We start from the raw sequence: 18,360 nt of genomic DNA, 5'->3' as shown, positions 1-18,360 counted from the left end.
AGTTTTTTACGTACGCGTATTTCTGCACATAGTCGTAGAGCTTGAGCGGGCGTGCCGCGCCCGAGCTGGGCGCGGGCTGCATCTCGCTTGTGATTCCACCCCAGCTATTATGCGCGTAGTCTGTCTGATTACCCTTGGCGTTCTTCTTCCACACCGGTTTAGCGCGGTTTTGCGGCGTGCCGGAGTAATTATAGCCGAACTCTACTTCCAGATCGGCAAGGCCACTTCCTGGCTTGGCCTGCATCTCCTGCTTGGTGATGTTGTTCGAGCCGTCATAGGTGGCGACATATTTGTTGCCCTCCGGCAGCGTCGCCTCGGTCATCAGCGAGCCTTCGGACATGGGCGTGTTCAGCGTGGTCGAATGATAGTCCCTCGCGCCCATGAAACGGAACTCGGTCGTGTTACCGTTGGGATCGGTCACCGAATAGGGCGTCGATTTGGTGAACCACATGCCGTAATACTTGCCGTTCGGATCGACATAGCCGCCATTGTTCGATCCGTTGGGATATTCGGTGCTTTCGTCGACGGTGTAGCCCGCCGCGAGGTCCGCGCCGAATAGCCATACACTGCCGTCCGCGAGTGTCTGCTGGTTGACCTGCGTGCCGAGATAGCTGTTGGCGATCTTGCAGGTGGAATAGCCCGGCGGGGTGACGCAGGTGATGCCATACGTGCCCCAGGTGTAGCTGGTGGTCTGGTTGGTCACGTCGGTCGTGCTGGTGAGCGTGGTGCCGCTATAGCCGTAACTCGTGGCCAGCGGCGCCCCGGAGCAGCTGGTCGAAGTGGTCACATAGGTCTGCGACAGGTTGAAGCCGCATGCCGCTGAGACCCGCCCGTTCGAGCCGTATTCGAAGACGATCGCATAGCCCGCGGTGTCGCTCACCAGCTTGAGCTGGCCCGAGACATAGGAGAAGGTCTGCACGCGTCCATCCGGGAAGGTGATGGTAGAAACGCGCTGCGAGCCCGTCCCGGTGACGGCGCCGGCCGCGGGGACCGAGGACGTGAAGGCGTATACCGTGCCGGCCTGGTCGGTGTAGACATAGTTGCCGCTGGTCTTGACCAGCGTGCCAGATTCCGCGTCTCGGTTGCCCGGCGAGATGCTGCTCGCGCCTTCATAGTAGGTGCCGCTCGCGCTCGTGCCCATGTGGACGATCGCGCGATAGTCGTTGGCGCCGACTACGCGCCGCCCGACGTAGATATCGAAATTGTGGCTGGTGTGCTTGCCGAAGAACATCGTGTTGGGATCGGTATCGTAGCTGCCGACATGGAAGCGCTCGAGCTTGAGCATCCCGATCGCGATATCGGTTTTCGAATAAGTGAAGCTGGCATCGGCCAGATTGATGCCGGTGGGCGAGGTCGTATAGGTCTTAGGAGGGATAATATCCTGCGCCCGCCCATGGCCCGGTACGAGCCCAAGCAGACTGGCGCATGTTGATAGAAATAGCTGGTGGCCTCTCAAATCTTGTCCCCCGAAAGATGCAGCCGAACTGGAAAGATTGTCCCAATTGTGTCGCGCGTAGCTGTTCGCTGTCCTTAACCGCCGGCGCGGCCGCCTAAGTCATCTCAAGGTGAGGGCGTCGGCGTCGGGGATGGCGTTGGGCACGTCGAAGGCGCAGAGGTTGCCATGTCGTAACGCATTCGGTTGCCTGCGCGATCGAAGCAGGTGCCCGTTGTCCTCGTGTTGTTGGGTCCGCCCGTGATTGTGCTGCCGGTCAGGCGCCCGAGTTCGTCATAGGCATAGGTGACCGTTTCGTTGCCAAGTGGCGCGCCTGATCCAGTGGCAGAAATCGCCATTCCCGCAAGCAATGAGACGAGTATGGCCCCGCATAGTATTTCGCGCATGCTAAGCCCCCCGACTCGAATGTTTTGCTCTTCCCATTAGGATGCTCACAAATCGTGCAACGCAAGGGGAGGGTAACGAAAACGCGAAAAATATCCGTTCATAACGACCACATTTTGCTCGATCGACATGTCGTCGTTCGACCGTTTTTCTTCTAAGCGAAGGTTTTCTCCCCAGGCTGCGGGATCCTTATGACAGCATGCAAGCGGAAGCTGAGGATGTGAAAAATTTCCCTCCCGTTTCGGAGCGGGGGGTGCGGCCCCTAAAACTGCGCCGATTGAGTTATCTCTTAACCGGTTTTCTTGCTCTTGAGGGGTGGGCGAAGAAACATGATACATAGAACTTGCTAAGGATGATCGGCTCGTCCGGGTGCACACTGTTAAAGCCTTGGTTTCTTTGTGCGAGTTCGTCATGATCCTCTGAACGAATCGCTAAGGGGGAAAGGTGACCCACATCCTGCGCACAAAATGGTTTTGCTCGCTTTCCTTGCTGGGCTCGGCGGTCTTGTGCCCCTCAGTAGCGCTGGCAGGGCTGAGCGGAGACCCCGCCGGTTCGGGGGTGATCGTCTCGGCGGTGCATTGGCTTGAGGGCACCTTGTTGGGCACCATCGCAACCGTCGTCGCGGTCATTGCGGTCGCGTCGGTGGGATTCCTGATGCTCACCGGACGAATCAACTGGCGCTATGGCGCGACGGTGATCCTGGGCTGCTTCATCCTCTTCGGAGCCGCCAGCATTGTCGCGGGTATCCAATCGACCGCCCAGATGGGCCAGTGACGTGAACGGACTGGAGGTGGACCCGCTCTTCGTCGCGCTCACGCGACCACAGATGTTCGCCGGCGTCACGTACAGCTATTTCGTCGCCAACGCGGTGGCTGCGACCGAACTGTTCCTGATTTTCAAATCGGCCTGGGTCTTGGCGGCAGCGCTGGTGATCCACCTGGCCGGCATGGTGCTGTGCTTGCGCGAGCCTCGCTTCTTCGATCTCTGGCTGGCCCGAATCGGCCGATGCCCCCGCGTCCGCAATCATGCGATCTGGCGATGCAACTCCTACCGCCCCTGAGCATCGATCCGCGAGCGGTCGAGCGCGAAGCGCCGGCGGGACGGCATCTGCCGTATGGCCGGCATTTGGACGATCACACGATCGCGACCCGCGACGGTCTGCTCCTGCAAGTGATCCATATGCGCGGCCTGCTGTTCGAGACGGCGGACACCGAGGAAGTCAATTATCGCAAGCGGCTGCGCGATGCGATGCTGCAATCGATCGGGTCTTCGCGCTTCGCGGTCTACAGCCATGTCCTCCGGCGACAGAGCCACGCCGAACTGGTTGCCGAGTTTCCGGACGCCTTTTCAGCGCAGCTCGATGCGACCTGGCGGGCGCGTCTCGCGGACAAGAAGCTCTACGTCAACGATCTGTTCCTGACGCTGGTGCGCCGGCCGATTCAGGGGCGCATCGGGCTGCTCGACCGGCTCCGCGGCAACACTTCCGAACTAGATGCGCAAAGCGAGCTGAGGCAGCTCGACGCCGCGCGCGATGCGCTTCTCGCTGCTTTGGGGAGCTATGAGCCGCGGCTGCTCGGCGTGTATCGAACGCCCGCCGGCCCCTGCTCCGAGCCCCTGGAGTTCCTGTCGTCGCTATATAATGGCGAGATGCGCCCGGTGCTCCTGCCGATGCAGGATCTCGGGGCCTATCTGCCCTATCGACGTGTCAGCTTCGGGCAGGAAACGGTCGAGCTCGGACCCACCGGCGCATTGCCGCGTAGCTTTCTCGGGCTGGTCTCGATCAAGGATTATCCAGGGCAGACTGCTCCGGGCATGCTCGATGAACTGCTCCGGCTCCCGTTCGAGTTGACGATCTCCCAGAGCTTCGGTTTCGTCGATCGCCAGGCCGCGCTATCGAAGATGAACCTCGCGCTCAGGCGCATGCGCTCGGCGGAGGACGAGGCGATGAGCCTGCGCGCCGATCTGGCCAATGCGAAGGACGATGTCGCAGCGGGCCGCGCGGGCTTTGGCGAGCATCATATGACGATCGCGGTGCGCGCCGACAGTATCGCCGGCGTCGATCAGTCAGTCTCGGAGGTACAGGCGACGCTGGGCGAGATGGGGATCATGGCGGTGCGCGAGGACATCGCGCTAGAATCCGCTTTCTGGGCGCAGTTTCCCGCCAACTTCAAATATATCGCGCGCCGGGGAATGATTTCGACCAGCAACTTTGCGGGGTTCGCGAGCGGGCACAATCTGCCTCACGGCAAGGCTATGGGAAACCATTGGGGCGAAGCCGTGACGCTGCTGGAGACCACCGCGGCGGGTCCCTATTATTTCAACTTCCACCAGGGCGATCTCGGCAACTTCACTGTCATCGGCCCCTCAGGCTCAGGCAAGACGGTTGTGCTGAACTTCCTGCTCGCCCAGGCGCGAAAGTTCGCGCCGCGGATCATCTTTTTCGACAAAGACCGCGGCGCCGAACTATTCCTACGCGCCATCGGCGGGCGCTATGATCTGCTGCGCCCTGGTGTGCCATCGGGCCTCAATCCGCTCCAGATCGAAGAGACGCCCGCCAATCGTCAATTCCTGATCGATTGGGTCGCACTGCTCGCGGGCGGCGTCAGTATCGAAGAAACCGCGCAAATCAAGGACGCAGTCGACGCCAATTTCGCGCAGGCGATCGAGCGGCGAAAGCTGGGCTATCTCGCTGAACTGTTTCGCGGCGGGCACCGCCCGCATGCCGCCGATCTCTGGTCACGCCTGCGTCCCTGGTGGGGCGACGGCGAACGTGCCTGGCTGTTCGACAATGTCCGCGATGAAATAGACCTCACAGCCGATACCGTCGGATTCGACATGACGCAGATCCTGGACGATCCCGTCATGCGCACGCCGGCAATGATGTACCTCTTCCACCGTGTCGAAGAGCGGCTGGACGGCACGCCGGCGATCATCGTCGTCGACGAAGGCTGGAAAGCGCTCGACGACGATGTGTTCGTGCGGCGGATCAAGGATTGGGAGAAGACGATCCGCAAGCGCAACGGGATCGTCGGCTTCGCGACGCAGAGCGCGCAGGATGCCCTCGAGAGCCGGATCGCCAGCGCAATCATTGAGCAGGCGGCCACGCAGATCTTCATGGCCAACCCCAAGGCGCGCGCAGTCGATTATGTGAACGGATTCGGCCTCACTTCGCACGAATACGAACTCGTTCGTACGCTCCCGGATTCGGCGCATTGCTTCCTCATCAAGCATGGCAACGAAAGCGTCGTCGCCCGGCTCAATCTCAGCGGCGAACAGGATCTGCTGACGATCTTGTCCGGCCGCGAGCGCACGGTGCGATTGCTGGACGAGATCCGCGCGGCCAATGGCGATGATCCCGCCGAATGGCTTCCGCGCTTGTTGGAAGTGGCATGAACTCGACGTGCCCCGGCGTGGCGGACGGCGCCTTTCTTCAGAGCGTGCTCGGCTTTGTCGATTGCCAGGCGCAGATGATCGGCGCGCAAGGCTATCAGGCGCTCGCCGCGCCGGGGTCACCTTTGTCGCTGCTGCTAACGGGAATGCTTACCTTGTTCGTCGCGTTCTGGGGCTATCGTCTCCTGCTCGGCGAAGCGCCGAGCGTGCGCGACGGCGTGGTCGCGTTCGCGAAGATCGGCATCGTCCTCGCGCTGGCGACCAGCTGGCCCGCATATCGGACGTTGGTCTACGATGTGGCATTCAATGGACCCGCCGAACTCGTATCGGAAGTCGGGAAACCCGCCGGCATTCCCAGTGCGGACGGCGGACTGATCGAGCGGCTCGGGCAGGTCGACAGCAGCTTTTTGATCCTGGGGCAGCTTGGCCCTGGCCCCGTGAACCTTGCGAGCCGCGTTCGCAATGTCGGCGGGCGGAACGTGCTGGTCACCGAGCCCGTAGCTGAACCGCCAAGCGTGTTTGGCGCATTTGCGCTGGGAACCGCGCGCCTGACTTTCCTGACCGCGACGATCGCCGGCTTCGCCTCGGTGCGGCTGATAGCCGGACTCCTGCTGGCGCTCGGGCCGCTCTTCATTGCCTTTCTGCTGTTCGAAGGCACGCGAGGCTTGTTCGAAGGCTGGATACGCGCGCTCGCTGCAGCCGCGATTGGAGCGGTGGCAGTAACAATGCTGCTCGGCGTGGAGCTTGCGCTGATCGAGCCGTGGCTGGCCAGTCTGATCGCGCAGCGGCAGGCCGAACTCCCGATCGGCGGCGCGGCCACCGAATTGCTGGTCGTGGCGCTTGGTTTCGCATTCGGGTTGGTAGGCGGGCTTGGCATGGCCGCACGGATCATGATCGGTTTTCGGCTGCCCGGCCCTTGGCGCATAGCCTCACAACAATTCGCGGCAAATTTGCGCGAAACAGCCACGGCTCGCGCAACAGGGATGGAAAGGCGCTCGCAGCCCGCCAATGAGCAGCTTTCGCGCGCGGCGGTGATATCGGAGTCCGTCGTGAATATGCAGCGTCGCGAGTCAGTCGGGGTTCGTGCCGTCGGTGCGCCCTCGCGCAATGCCTCTCAATCGCCGCCGCGCGACCTGCCTCAGCCGACGCATTCACCGCTTGGACAGGGCAATCGCCGCAGAACGCAAAGTCGCGTGTCCGCCAGCGCCGGGCGCCGGGACGGCCGCCAATGAAGCCCAAGGCTCGTGAAGCGCTCGACGCTTATTACCGCGAGGCCGGGAGCTGGGCGGACGACCGCCAGGCGATGCTTCGGGCATCTCGCCGCACCGCCTGGATCATCGCCGGGGCTGCGGTGGCGGTGGCGCTGATGGAAGCACTCGCGCTGGTGATGCTGACACCGCTGAAGACCGTCGAGCCCTATACGTTGCTAGTCGATAAGCAGACTGGGTTCGTCCAGGCGCTCAAGCCGCTGGATGCGCAACTGGTGAGCGGTAACACCGCGCTCACTCAGTCCTTCCTCGTCCAATATGTGATCGCGCGCGAGAGTTTCGATATCGCTGCGCTGCAGGCCAATTACCGCAAGGTCTCGCTCTGGTCCGAAGGCAGTGCGCGCAATGCTTATGTGTCCAGCGTTCAGGCATCGAATCCCGACAGTCCGCTCGCGCGGCTCCCGCGCAACACGCTAGTCGAGACGCAAGTGAAAAGCGTTTCGCCGCTGGGCGCCAATTCCGCCATGGTGCGCTTCGAAACGGTGCAGCGCGATGCCGGCGCTCAGCCCCACCAGCCGCGCGCCTGGGTCGCGGTCATTCGCTATCGCTATTCGGGAGAGCCGATGAGCATCGAGGACCGCTTCATCAACCCGCTCGGGTTCGAAGTCACTCGATATCAGCGCAATGCCGAAGCGCTGCCTCGCGCGGTCGAGCCCGCGACCGCACCGCCTTCTCCCGGCCCGGCGCCAGCCCAGCGAGCGTTGCCTGGCGCAGCCCCGGTGGGAGGCTAGGATGCGATCCGTCGCCATCGCATGCCTGGCAATGCTGCTTTGGCCGGCGGTCGCCCATAGCCAGATACGGCCGCAGCCGGGGGCGGGCAATCCGCACATCCAGTCGGTCGACTACATCGTCGACCAAGTTGTGATCCTGCAATCGGCCCCTGGCTACCAGATCAGCGTGGAATTCGCGCCCGACGAGCATATCGAAACGGTCGCGGTGGGTGACGGCTCGGCCTGGCAAGTGACTGCGAACAAGCGCGGCGACCGGCTGTTCGTCAAACCCCTCCAGCAAGGCGGGACCACCAATATGACGGTGGTGACCGACGCCAGGGTCTATGCCTTCGAACTGGCATCCCTGTCCGAACCGCAGCCCGACATGGCCTATTCGGTCCAGTTTCGTTATCCGCCGCCAGTTCCCGCAGCGCCCGAGAATGCCGCCGCCAGCGCCTCGTCAGGCCGCTACAAATTGAGTGGCGAACTGTCGCTCAGGCCTAGCGGTATGCATGACGACGGGACGCACACTTATATCGAATGGCCGCCGGATAGGCCCCTGCCGGCGATCTATGCGCCCAACGATCAGGGGCAGGAAAGCCTGGTCAACGGAATGATGCGCGAAGGGCGCATGGTTATCGACAGCGTCCAGCCCCGCCTCGTCTTTCGCATTGATCGCCGCAGCGCGGGTGCCATGCGCCTGGAGGACAGGCGCTGATGGCGACCGCTCCCACCGATCCTCGCACGGGGGTCGAACCCAACATGCTTCCGCTCGTCGCGCCGAGCCGAGCAGGGGCGCCAGCCTGGGCAATCGCCGTCGCCATGCTGCTCTTGGGCCTTGTGCTGTTCCTCATACTGGACGCGCGGCGCAAGTCGCTGACGGCGCCTGCGGTGCGTCCGCGGCCCGCCGATGCGCTAACAAGCGCTGCCCCTCCGCCTCTCCTCTACGTGCCTCCCGAGTTCGCCCCTGCGCCTGTCCTGCCGCCAAGTCCGCCACCTCTGATCGTAGCAGCGCCACCCGTCGTCTACAGACCCACGTCAGCGCCTCCCGCGTCTCCCACGACAATCTACATTCCCCAACCTGCCCCGGCACCGGCACCTTCCCCGCAGCCCGCGAGGATGTCGGGTGCGCCAACCGTTGTGATCGACACGACAAGCCCGGAATCCAGCGCTGCGAATGACGGACAGGCGAGCACTGCGGACGGCGCCAGCTCAGCGCAGAGCACGATAGCTGGATCGCGCGCCGGCGCGGGAGTCCTCGCGAACCGGGCAACGACAGTCCCTCAGGGCACCCTGATCTCCGCCGTGCTGGAGACCGCGCTGGATTCCTCCCGGCCTGGGCTCGCGCGCGCGATCGTCTCGCGAGATATCCGCGGATTCGACGGGAGCCGCGTGCTGATCCCGCGTGGCAGCCGCTTGATCGGGGAATATGATTCGCGGACCGAGGCGGGGCAGAACCGGATGCTGGTGAACTGGCTTCGGCTGATACGGCCCGATGGCGCCACGATCGCGATCGGATCGCCCGCAGGCGACCCGCTGGGCCGTGGCGGCATCCGCGCAAGCGTGAACAGCCATTTCTTCGAACGCTTTTCAGGCGCGATATTGCGATCGGCGCTTGATGTGGGCGCGAATCTGGTCGCCCGCTCGGCGAACTCCCCACTGATCGTGGCATTGCCGGGCTCGCTTCAGGGCAGCGCCCCCGCCACCACGTCCGCCCAGGTCAGGCCGACGCTGAAGGTCCGGGCGGCCACCAGCATTTCCGTCTTCGTAGCGCGGGACCTGGATTTTACCGGCGTAGAGAGCCGGTGAGCAGCGCCCCTCTGGAAGTCGAGGGACAAGTTTATCTGCGCTCCTACCTCGCGCCGTTGACGGGCATGCTGGCGCGCATCGACGTGACCGACATCTACGTCAATCGGCCTGGGGAAATCTGGGTGGAGACGCTGGGCGGCGCGGTCGAGCGGCATGACGCTCCCGCGCTCGACAGTGCGACGCTCGACCGGTTGGCGCGCCAGATCGCGGCGCTGTCGCACCAGGGCATCAGCCGCGAGTATCCATTGCTATCCGCAGCACTTCCCGATGGCGCGCGCATCCAGATCGTCGCGCCTCCCGCGACGCGCGGACCGATGGCGGTCGCGATCCGCAAGCATGTTTCTTCCGACCTCAAGCTCGCGGATTACGTCGCAGCCGGTGCGTTCGAGACGACGCGGCGCGGGACCGATCCGGGCAAGGCCGGGATCGGCGCGCGGCTCGCGGAGATGCTGGGGGCCGGCGACGTGGCCGGGATGCTTGCCGCCGCAGTGCGCGGGCGCAAGAACATCCTGGTGTCCGGCGGCACTTCGACGGGCAAAACCACATTCCTCAACGCGCTGATCCGCGAGATACCCGCCGAGGAGCGGCTCATCCTGATCGAGGATACGCCCGAGCTCCATCAGCACCACGATAATCTGGTTGGCTTGCTGGCCGTGCGCGGCGAACTTGGCGAGGCGCGGGTGAGCGCGACAGACCTGCTCGCCGCGTCGCTGCGCATGCGTCCCGACCGCATCATCCTCGGCGAATTGCGGGGTGACGAGGCCTACACATTCCTGCGCGCGGTCAACACCGGGCATCCGGGATCGATGACCTCTGTCCATGCGGATTCCGCCGAGCGCGCGGTCGAGCAGATCGTCCTGCTGGTGCTCCAGGCCGGCACGCGGCTGGGAAGCGAAGACGTGCGCCACTATGTGAAGAGCACCGTGGATGTGTACGTCCAGCTCGACCGCATCGACGGCTGCCGACGTGTCTCCGAAGTTCTGCTGGCATGAGATGCTGCCTGCTGCCGAGCTTGGTGTCGTTCTCCGGACCGCCTTTATCGGAACCGGTGGGCGCGAGCCCGCTTCTCGCGGCGGTCTCGTGGCTTCAGGGCACGATCCTGGGCACGGTCGCTACCAGTATCGCGCTGATCGCGGTCGCGAGTATCGGCCTGATGATGCTGTCGGGGCGAATGCCTTTGCGACGCGGCGCCACGGTGTTGCTGGGCTGCTTCATCCTGTTCGGCGCGTCCAGCATCGCCGCAGGCATACAAGCGATGGCGACCCTTGCCGGCGACGCGGCGCGCCAATATCCCGCACCTCGCGGCGGGAACGCCGGATCTCCGCCGCACGCCTCACCCCAGCCCAGTCCTGCCCCCGGCTATGACCCGTATGCTGGAGCATCGGTGCCTCAGCGCTAGACGCCCTCGCGCGAGTGGACGCCTGATGTGCTCCTCTTTCTCTCCCCTCATAAATAAAGTCCGAGAGTGCAAGATGCCCTGGTGCGGTGGGGGCAACCTGCCTGCCATCATCTGCGATGCCCGTCCGATGAGATTACGGGATAGCGATATCCTTCGCGCCGACGGGGGTCAGCCACGGTTCGTCTAGGAGGTACGAAAGCACCTCTCGCGGCACGCGCCAGTTCGCGCCGAAGGAAGGTTCGGACGCGAAGGCGAAGCGATCGGCGTATTTCGGCTCGTTCCGCTTCTCGATGAAGGCCAGTATATTGCGCGCGTGGGTGGCATTGGTCGTGACGGTGAGCACGCTCAAATTCGGCAGCCCGAAATAGGTCCGGTGCGTCTGATTTCTGAGCACGGTGAGGTAGCTCTGAACTTTCCGGCCGAAGGCAGCCTGATCAAGGTTCTTACGCTCGATGCTCTCGGTGTTCCGGTCAATCTCGACCGCAAAGAAACGGAACCCGACACCGGGATACTCAAGGCCGAACAGGTCATCCGGCACGAGCGTTCGCTGCTCGCCCATGCCGGGCAAGGGGATGGCCATAGGATTCTTGGCGTCCCTGGTTGCTGGCGGGCACGTAACGCGGGTCAAAATCTCGTCGCGGCTGATATAGCGAAGCCTCTTGGTCGGCGCTGTAAGTTCAAACGACGCGCCGACGCACGCCTGCATGAGCTGATGCAGAAAGGGTTCGGTGCGCCGCGGCGGAAAGCGGGCAAGTGTCCGCCGATCGGCAAGCACAGACTTCGCCCTGGGTGCGAGATCATAGACGATGTGCTGATAGCGCGCTTCGAAGCCAGCGAATTGCTGGGTCGGGCGCGTGAGGAAGATACCGCGCGCATCGCCGTTGTAGAACTCGGTCAACCTGTTCTGAAGGTGGGTGTAGTCTTTGCGAAGATGGCGGGTGAACTGATACAGGTAGTGTGTCGGCAACGGGCCGTGCCGGTCGATGGCTTCGAAGATGCGGAAATCCGCTTCGGTAAGAACAAGCCGTCGAACGACGGGGTTGGGCGTCGCAAACCGCAGGCGCCGGCTGAGCGCGTCGGTTTTCATTAATGACCAATGGTTGCGGGGCGATAGACGGCAACAAGCGACGGGAATGGTGCGGATTGCGCGCCGCCGCCAAAACGCAGCCGCCCTCGAACGAAGCGGATTTCGGACACCTTGCCGTAAACCCAGTCGTGGAACCAGCGCGTATCGGTGCGGGAGTGCGCCAGAAGCACCACCAGCGCCCCTGCCTGCGACGCCTCGTAGCACTTGCGCGTCCACTCACGCATCGCGCGCCCGTATGGCGGATTGCAAAAGACGCGGTGCTGGCCCCAGTCCTGGTGCAGGCCGTCCTGCTCCTTGGTGAAATACGAGCTGCACTTAGCGTTCGCACGAGTAGCGCACGGATCGAGCGTGAAGCCAAACTCGGCGTGGAGGGTGTCGTAGAAGGTTTGGGGCGTAGGCCAGTCGTCGGTCCGGCTTGAAAAGAGCGATTGGTGAATTGCCATGGCGTATGCCCTCGTCGGTGGAGGACAGGCTTGGTATGCATGGTATGGGCGGATGTAACCGGTTGGTATGGCGCGTTATTGAGCGAAATGCGCACCCCTGACAGGGTATGAGCAGCCCCACTTTTTTACCACTCGGGCGAAATATCCTCATCAGGGTGCTGGGGAGGCTGTTGCTCTTCCCGCATTGTGAAGCTCTGCGGTGCTTCCCGGCCGCGCCCGAACGGCGTGAGCGACACCCGTTCCCGATTGCGTGCAATCAACTCCTCGAATTCTGCGGAAGACAACTGCCGCTGATCCGCGACGGGCATAATCGGAATGGTCACTGCCTGCGGGGTGACATTTCTGATGTGCGCGGCAAAGTGGAACCGTGGCTGGTCGAGAATGAAATCGGGGGTTGTCCGCATTTCCGGCGCCATGGCGCGCGCATCGTTCGCGGAAACGCCCGACGCAAACTTGATCGTGGTGTTGGCGGCAAGCGACGCGCGCAGGCTGCCGGTCGCCTGATCCAGAAACTGGTGCGCGAAGACGCACCCGCATTTGTACTTCCGGGCCTCGGTCAAGAGATCGTCGATGTTGCTGCTGAAGAATGAGGCCGCCTCGTCCACGATCAGAAACGTCGACTTGCGGTCGGCCTCGCGGATTGCGGCCCGCTCAAGCACCGCCTGGAGCACGAGCGAGATGAACAGTCGGCCGAAGGTCGAGGAATTCTCCTTGAGGAAATCCTTGGCAGTGTCGACCAGGATCACGGCGCCGCGATTGAGTTCGGTGAAGAGGTCGACCTTGGTCTCGGTGCTGGTGAACAGCCGCGCCATGGTCGGGTTCTCGATGATCGCCTGGAGGCGGTAGCGTATCTGCTCCTTGGTCTGCTCGAAGGTCTTGCTCATGAAATCCCGCCGGAAGAATTCACGGGGGATGTCAGGCAGGGCGGCGATCGCAACCTCGTACTGCGGCGGATCGTGCATGAGCTTCATCATGTCGAGGATGGTGGCGTTCCTGCCCATCGTATCCGGCATCGAAAGCATCAGCCGCGCGACATAGCGGAAGAACACGTCCTGTTTGCCGGTGAGGGTGAGGTTCGTGAGGCCGGAGAAGAGGTAATTGAACGTCTGGATGACGCCGGCCGTCACCTGTTCCTGCGTCGCCTCGTTGTAGGAATCGAAGCGATCCTTGTTGACCGCGAATGTATTGAGCGCGGGTGGGTGTTTGATGTCCCTGGGGTCGATGATGATGAGCCGGTCGCCAAGGCCCAGGTCGGTATGGGTGAGCCTGCGGACCAAATCAGAGTGCGGATCGATCAGAACGATGCTGGGCGGGTCGTCCGACTGGAGGTCGTGGTGGATCAGGCTCTCGATGAGGGTTGTCTTGCCCGCGTTCGTGCCGCCGAGAATATGCATGTGGGAAAAGCGGTTTTCGTGGGTGAGCTTTAGGGGGATGGGGGTTTGGAACAGCTCATGGAACGTCGTGCCGGCGAGATACTGATCCGCCATCTGGTCGAGCGGGAGCGGGTTGTCGCTCGCGTTTTTCCACGGCTTCCTTGAGGCTTCCCCTGGCTCGCGCCCGGAAATCCGGCAGAGGTTGCGATACAGCGTGTTGCCCACATTCTTGAACAGCCCGCGATCGACATAGGCATCATCAACGACAGTGCCGTAAATCTTATCGATGAGGAGGCCGGGCTGCGGGAGAGCATAGATCAGCGGGATGGTGAAAGGCGACGGGTCTTCGGTTAGGGGAAGCTCGTCCGCCAGTCCGCCGAAAATGCGCGCCAGCCCTTCCTCGAAATGCTCAAGAAGCGTCGTCCGGTTGGTAAAAAAATACTGCTTTGCGTAGAGGAGGTTCCGGTACTCCACGAACTCCCTCATGTTCATGCGGTCAAAGTCCGGCGGTGGGAGCTCCCAAAGCTGAGTCTCCAGGTTGAGGACGTCCAATAGCGCGTAAATAAGGGGGTCCTTCATCGTGTCGCCGAGGTGGTCAAAATGCTCGGCGACGCGCCTGCCTATGGTGACATTCGTCTCGGTGAAGGCGTCCTGATGGTGCTTTACCCAGTCATAGAGCTGCTGGGTTTCCTGGATCTCCCTCGCACGTTCGTCCGTGAAGAACCGACGGAAGAAGGGCGTGTACGTGGAGGGGCCGGGGAGGTCGGTCACGAATTAGAGAACAGCACCAACAGCACCGCAACTACAGCCACCGCGACGTACCGGCGCGGATTCCCCCTATTCCAAATCATATTCCAAAGGGAGGTCATGGCCTCACGGAATGACGCGAGATCCTCGTTCGATGAAGGAGCAACCCCGGCGTAACTCTCTTGGCCGACGGTTTCCTGCTCCAATCGTGCGACGGGTGGGGCGGCAATGAGCTTCGGTGCGGGCGTGCTTGTCTGAGCGACCACGGCGGGCTCGTCACTCGAAAAGTCCAGGAGCACTTCGCGTCCGTCAAAGGTAGCCGCGGTGTCGAGGTAGCCTCTGAGGTTCTGGCAGGCCGTCATAAGCGCCTCTTCTGCACCAAGCACCTCGTCTAGGCTTTTGCACTCGATGTGCTGCCCGCGCTGGAGGGTCTCGATGCTGATGTTGAGCTTCATTGCTGCGAGCGCGAGGGAGCCCAGCGCTTTGACGCTGCCGAGCGCGTTTCCGGTTGCCATCTGCATACCGGCTTTGGCGAGATGTTTCTGTGACGCCTCGCTGTTGTAAATCATCTGCTTTTGAAGCTTGTACCGCTTAATGTTCTGCTGCTCGGCCGGTGTGAACTCGACCCTAGCATCCAAGCAGAAGATGACAGCCGCGGACACGAGACCGCCTTCGCGTTGCGAGCGTTTGAGTTTGAGCTGCATTATCCCCCCGAATAACTTCGCCTTTGAGAAGGATAAAAGAAATCAACGGAAGGCGAGAGTCAAGAGCTGCGCAGATTGCGGATATTTGTATCCATTTCGGCTACTTTCTACGGATATTCGCTGCGGTCGCTGCGCGACTATCTGTATATGGCCAGTTGGGACGCTGAAGTGCGGAAGCGGAGACTTGCTTTGATCCAATTCATATCGACAGCCGTCGATTGCCAGGAGGAAGGATATGGCCCGACAATGCGATTGTTGCGGGGTGAAAATTGGCGGCACGTTCTTTGAGGGCGGTCGAGACCCAGCGCGAGTAAAAACCTGTTCAGGTCCCGCCCGTCATCTCATTTGTTCGGAGGGCCATGGTGGATGGCGTCAAACATGCCCAATTTGCAAACATCGATTTCATTGACTTTGTTCAAGGGCTGCGGGTCAGCTCGGGGCATAATCCGAAGTCAGGATCCATTGCCTCGGCACTGCCGATCGAGGAACGTATTGGGGCGCCACCACACGCGGGGGGATTTAGGGGCGATGCTGTTTAGGCATCGCCGTCGGCCCTGTTTAGGGAAATCCCCTGTGTGTCGGGACGCAACGCTCGGGAAAAATGCCGCCCTTTCAGATGCTTTTCCCGCATGCGCTACGGCATACAGGAAAGGGAGCCCTATGCCGTAGGTGAATAGGCAGTCGTGGTCTATGGCGAAACTGTCCGCGGCTTAGCGGTAGGCGGTAGACTCATAAACTGCCGATCGCCTAGCGACCCAAATTCAGCCGATCCGCGCAGTTTTTCGGCTCCCTAAACCGGCCGTTCGCTTCGCAACCGCTTTTCGACGATAGTTGGGCCGGTTGCCGACCGTTAGGTTCTAAGGAGCCAAATGGCGATAGCTGCCATTTGCAAAACACAGTCGCAGTCGATCGCGGACGGCGGCTTGCAACCGATACCGAGCAATGGATTGTTCGCAGCTCGGAGGTTCGCCTATTTACTGGTGGTCGAATGGCTCACGCCGCGAACCTGGACTTCGCGATGCCCGTGCGTAGCGTGAACTCATCTCGAGGATTTCGTCGCGCGCCGTATGACATGCGCTCAGTGCTCGCAGCTTCATGGTCCTGTCGCGCCGCTAGAGGCGCCGGCGTCGTCACCGGCTGAACAGTCAGGTTAGTCGGCCGACGCGGCGGCCCGCTCTTCCCTCGCAACGCGCGAAGCCTCAAGTATCTGGTAGATCTCGTCGATCTCTTTCTGATCGGTGAGGCGACCGGCCAGCTCCAGCACCCGCTCCATTACCAATTCGACCGCGCCGTCGTGGCCGAGCGTCTCCTCGATCTTCGATACGCTGAGGTAAGCGTCAACCGCACTACCGTATCGGGTGAGCGTCTCGAACAGACCAGCGGCCCGTTCGTAGAGCGCCGCCGCGACCTCAGAACGACCCAGTTCAAGTTCGGCGTTGGCCTGCAGATCGAGCGCGTCGGCGAGCTTCGCGCTGACCTCCTCCGACTCGAAGAGCGCACCACCGTTCCGATAGGATTGCAAGGCGTCGTCCACCATGCCGGTCCGCTCCTGCGCGACCCCCAGAGCGACATGCATCTCGCCGATCTCAATGTTGGCTAGCACCCCCGCAGCCGTCGCAATCGCCCCCTTATATAAGTCGATTGCCTCGTCGATACGCTCCTCGTTGAACGCACGACGGGCGATCAGAGCGTTCAGCCTCGCGACGAGGCGCGGAACGTCGGCGTGCAGCACCGCCTCTTGCGCCGCCTGCAACTCCTCGACCCCGGACGCTGGATCGTCATCGTGGTATGAGAAGTCCGCTAGCGTCAGCAGCGCGTCGGCGCGATCGGCGTCGGGGTCCTGAAGGTCGCCGACCGCGCTCGTGACGAGGGGCAGCGAGGCCTCCTCACCCTCCACGGTATGGACGAACTTTGCTTTCGCCAGGGCGGCGAGCCCTTCCCAGCGGCGGTTGCCGACCGCTTTGGCCGCGGCTGCCGCGTCATTCAGGACCGCCGCCGCCTTCACTCGGCGACGCTGCCGGACCAGGAAGGTCGCATAGGCAACCATCGTAGGCACGTCGACCTCGCCGGTAAGTAGCGTTGCGAAGACCCGTTCCGCCTCGATCCACCTGTGAGCGTTGGCCAGCCGCTCGGCATAGTCAATGCTCGGCGCCTCGTCCGGGACTTGCGGCGCCAACGCCGTCGTCTCGGCCGGCGTCGGCTTCGCGGCGGGAGCAGAAGACCCCACTGGAGTCGAGCCCGACGCCTTCGGCCTCGACTCCTGCTCGGCGTTCCACACCAGCTCGGCGAGCAGCTTCCTCAGGATGCCCTCGAACTCATCATCGCTGTCGAACTGGTGGTACATCAGCAGGTCTTCGTCCTGGATCTTCTTTTTGAAGTCCTGCACGGCCTGCAGTTGCGGTCCGGCGTCGGTGAGCCGTTCGGGCTCGACCGCCTTGAACAGGACCTGGATCGTGGACATCGGCTTGCTCTCGTCGCCGAGCCACCCGCGCGAAAGCTCGAACTCCTCCATCGTGTTGCTGGCGTAGCCAGCGGTCGATGGGGTTCCCCAGCGATCATGGAGCACGAGAACGAGCGAGTCACATTCCTCGAGCTGCTTATTGATGATGGACTGCGGACGCTCGAACCCGCCGAGCGTCGCCTCCCAGCCGACGGGGATGAACACCACCCCGCGCCGCATGGCGTCGTCCTCGTTGTACTTCGCGATGACGGACTTAAACCGGCTTCGCACGCTGCCGAGGCCGCCAGGCGACGCCACGAAGATGCGGTGGCCGATCAGCGGCGAGGTCACGAGCCGCCGATCGCGAGAGGTGCAAATCGAGCAGGGCAACGCCGCGTCCGTACCCGTATCGTAGCGTCATCGATCACAACATACCCCCAGCGATGCGCAGACTAGACAGGGGGACAGCCCGGATCAACAGCCGACGAGCCAAGACCGCATGCGGCCGCGCTCTCCCGTGCCAGCGGAAGACCAGAACAAGCACGGCGCGCCGATCTCGCATCCACGATCGGCCCGTTTGCGGACCGCATCTCAAACTTCCGGACCACGCCCCTGACGAGCGTCGTCGGTAACGCCGCATCAATGCAGGGATAAAACACGATGACATTTCGAAAGCATTTCGCCGGTGATGATCGCGGCAAGTAGTCCAGAATGCAAAAGAATATCATGACGACATAGACAGGCCCACCTACCGAGCTCGTTTCAGGAGATCGTGAGCGGGCGAACGACTTACATACTTGATCGCTACGGCGGAAGATAGGGGATTTGCCAATAGGCCCAGCTCTGCTCGTCGAGGAGCGGTATCGGCCGTCATCTTCACAGCGAATACATCCCCATCGGCCTGCGGAAGCGGCGAACAAGCGTCTCGCCATGCGCCCCTGACCACGCTAAGGTCCACGCTGGCTAAGGGAGATGCACCATGGACGGCTGGTTTGAGGATTCCCGTACCGAAGTGGACGAGGGAGCGGCGTCGGATCTCGACGTGAAGCTGGAGAGCGTCGCCATCGCGAGGATGATCGAGGAGGTGCGCGCCGAGGAGACGGGCGTGCCTCGCAGTTACAACCGCACCTTCAACCGCCACAACCGCTGATCC

16 protein-coding genes are annotated in these 18,360 nt (G+C 62.4%); 10 read left to right on the top strand and 6 right to left on the bottom strand.

All coding sequences use genetic code 11. The features are described from left to right. On the bottom strand, positions 1-1,456 hold a 1,456-nt coding region (locus tag VF617_RS06740; protein WP_331014106.1), incomplete at its 3' end, for a hypothetical protein. An 867-nt stretch (positions 1,457-2,323) separates the two neighbouring features. On the opposite strand from VF617_RS06740, the gene VF617_RS06735 reads away from it, so the two are divergent. The 9 genes from VF617_RS06735 to VF617_RS06695 all read left to right on the top strand — a co-directional run bounded on the left by VF617_RS06735 (position 2,324) and on the right by VF617_RS06695 (position 10,413). Further along, a complete protein-coding gene (locus VF617_RS06735) occupies positions 2,324-2,611 on the top strand; it encodes a TrbC/VirB2 family protein (RefSeq protein WP_331014108.1) in 288 nt (95 codons plus the stop codon). Position 2,612: 1 nt separating this feature from the next. Further along, positions 2,613-2,897, top strand: a complete 285-nt coding sequence (locus VF617_RS06730; RefSeq protein WP_331014105.1) for a type IV secretion system protein VirB3 — start codon at positions 2,613-2,615, stop codon at positions 2,895-2,897. Beyond that, positions 2,876-5,230, top strand: a complete 2,355-nt coding sequence (locus tag VF617_RS06725) for a VirB4 family type IV secretion/conjugal transfer ATPase (protein WP_331014104.1) — start codon at positions 2,876-2,878, stop codon at positions 5,228-5,230. Before VF617_RS06730 ends, VF617_RS06725 begins: the two co-directional genes overlap by 22 nt. Further along, positions 5,227-6,459, top strand: a complete 1,233-nt coding sequence (locus VF617_RS06720) for a type IV secretion system protein (RefSeq protein ID WP_331014103.1) — start codon at positions 5,227-5,229, stop codon at positions 6,457-6,459. Before VF617_RS06725 ends, VF617_RS06720 begins: the two co-directional genes overlap by 4 nt. Next, entirely contained in the window at positions 6,456-7,226 is a 771-nt protein-coding gene (locus tag VF617_RS06715) for a virB8 family protein (RefSeq protein ID WP_331014102.1), read from the top strand. Before VF617_RS06720 ends, VF617_RS06715 begins: the two co-directional genes overlap by 4 nt. A 1-nt stretch (position 7,227) precedes the next feature. Continuing rightward, positions 7,228-7,923, top strand: a complete 696-nt coding sequence (locus VF617_RS06710) for a TrbG/VirB9 family P-type conjugative transfer protein (protein ID WP_331014101.1) — start codon at positions 7,228-7,230, stop codon at positions 7,921-7,923. A gap of 401 nt (positions 7,924-8,324) precedes the next feature. Then, complete coding sequence (locus tag VF617_RS06705; protein WP_331014100.1) at positions 8,325-9,014, top strand: TrbI/VirB10 family protein; 690 nt, start codon at positions 8,325-8,327, stop codon at positions 9,012-9,014. Then, positions 9,011-10,006 carry a P-type DNA transfer ATPase VirB11 gene (gene virB11 / locus VF617_RS06700; RefSeq protein WP_331014099.1) on the top strand — a complete coding sequence of 332 codons (996 nt, stop codon included), beginning with the start codon at positions 9,011-9,013 and terminating at the stop codon, positions 10,004-10,006. Before VF617_RS06705 ends, virB11 begins: the two co-directional genes overlap by 4 nt. Before the next feature lie 56 nt (positions 10,007-10,062). After that, a complete protein-coding gene (locus VF617_RS06695) occupies positions 10,063-10,413 on the top strand; it encodes a TrbC/VirB2 family protein (RefSeq protein WP_331014098.1) in 351 nt (116 codons plus the stop codon). Positions 10,414-10,546: 133 nt separating this feature from the next. Here the strand turns inward: VF617_RS06695 and VF617_RS06690 are convergent, their stop codons facing one another. The 5 genes from VF617_RS06690 to VF617_RS06670 all read right to left on the bottom strand — a co-directional run bounded on the left by VF617_RS06690 (position 10,547) and on the right by VF617_RS06670 (position 17,558). After that, positions 10,547-11,500 carry a replication-relaxation family protein gene (locus tag VF617_RS06690; RefSeq protein ID WP_331014097.1) on the bottom strand — a complete coding sequence of 318 codons (954 nt, stop codon included), beginning with the start codon at positions 11,498-11,500 and terminating at the stop codon, positions 10,547-10,549. After that, positions 11,500-11,943: a DNA N-6-adenine-methyltransferase gene (locus tag VF617_RS06685; protein WP_331014096.1), complete on the bottom strand. Its 444-nt coding sequence runs from the start codon at positions 11,941-11,943 to the stop codon at positions 11,500-11,502. The genes VF617_RS06690 and VF617_RS06685 overlap by 1 nt, the downstream gene beginning before the upstream one ends. Positions 11,944-12,068: 125 nt before the next feature. Beyond that, on the bottom strand, positions 12,069-14,087 hold the full coding sequence (locus VF617_RS06680; protein ID WP_331014095.1) for a type IV secretory system conjugative DNA transfer family protein: 2,019 nt from the start codon (positions 14,085-14,087) through the stop codon (positions 12,069-12,071). Next, positions 14,084-14,767: a hypothetical protein gene (locus VF617_RS06675; RefSeq protein WP_331014094.1), complete on the bottom strand. Its 684-nt coding sequence runs from the start codon at positions 14,765-14,767 to the stop codon at positions 14,084-14,086. The genes VF617_RS06680 and VF617_RS06675 overlap by 4 nt, the downstream gene beginning before the upstream one ends. A 1,150-nt stretch (positions 14,768-15,917) precedes the next feature. Next, positions 15,918-17,558, bottom strand: a complete 1,641-nt coding sequence (locus VF617_RS06670; protein ID WP_331014093.1) for a DUF4062 domain-containing protein — start codon at positions 17,556-17,558, stop codon at positions 15,918-15,920. Positions 17,559-18,186: 628 nt separating this feature from the next. On the opposite strand from VF617_RS06670, the gene yhhA reads away from it, so the two are divergent. Further along, positions 18,187-18,357 (top strand): YhhA family cyclophane-containing RiPP, encoded by a 171-nt coding sequence (gene yhhA, locus VF617_RS06665; RefSeq protein WP_331014092.1) that lies wholly within the window; start codon positions 18,187-18,189, stop codon positions 18,355-18,357. Positions 18,358-18,360: the final 3 nt, after the last annotated feature.

This window comes from Sphingomonas sp. (assembly GCF_036388215.1).
Lineage (GTDB): Bacteria > Pseudomonadota > Alphaproteobacteria > Sphingomonadales > Sphingomonadaceae > Sphingomonas.
The sequence above is the reverse complement of the archived record's forward strand: the minus strand, read 5'-3'. Positions and strand labels throughout refer to the sequence as shown.

What these genes read in the sequence shown, in the direction of transcription:
- VF617_RS06690 (WP_331014097.1), bottom strand. Translation starts at nt 11,500, where the DNA reads ATGAAAACCGACGCGCTCAGCCGGCGCCTGCGGTTTGCGACGCCCAAC.
- VF617_RS06705 (WP_331014100.1), top strand. Translation starts at nt 8,325, where the DNA reads ATGTCGGGTGCGCCAACCGTTGTGATCGACACGACAAGCCCGGAATCC.
- VF617_RS06685 (WP_331014096.1), bottom strand. Translation starts at nt 11,943, where the DNA reads ATGGCAATTCACCAATCGCTCTTTTCAAGCCGGACCGACGACTGGCCT.
- VF617_RS06710 (WP_331014101.1), top strand. Translation starts at nt 7,228, where the DNA reads ATGCGATCCGTCGCCATCGCATGCCTGGCAATGCTGCTTTGGCCGGCG.
- VF617_RS06675 (WP_331014094.1), bottom strand. Translation starts at nt 14,767, where the DNA reads ATGCAGCTCAAACTCAAACGCTCGCAACGCGAAGGCGGTCTCGTGTCC.
- yhhA (WP_331014092.1), top strand. Translation starts at nt 18,187, where the DNA reads ATGGACGGCTGGTTTGAGGATTCCCGTACCGAAGTGGACGAGGGAGCG.
- VF617_RS06715 (WP_331014102.1), top strand. Translation starts at nt 6,456, where the DNA reads ATGAAGCCCAAGGCTCGTGAAGCGCTCGACGCTTATTACCGCGAGGCC.
- VF617_RS06720 (WP_331014103.1), top strand. Translation starts at nt 5,227, where the DNA reads ATGAACTCGACGTGCCCCGGCGTGGCGGACGGCGCCTTTCTTCAGAGC.
- VF617_RS06725 (WP_331014104.1), top strand. Translation starts at nt 2,876, where the DNA reads ATGCAACTCCTACCGCCCCTGAGCATCGATCCGCGAGCGGTCGAGCGC.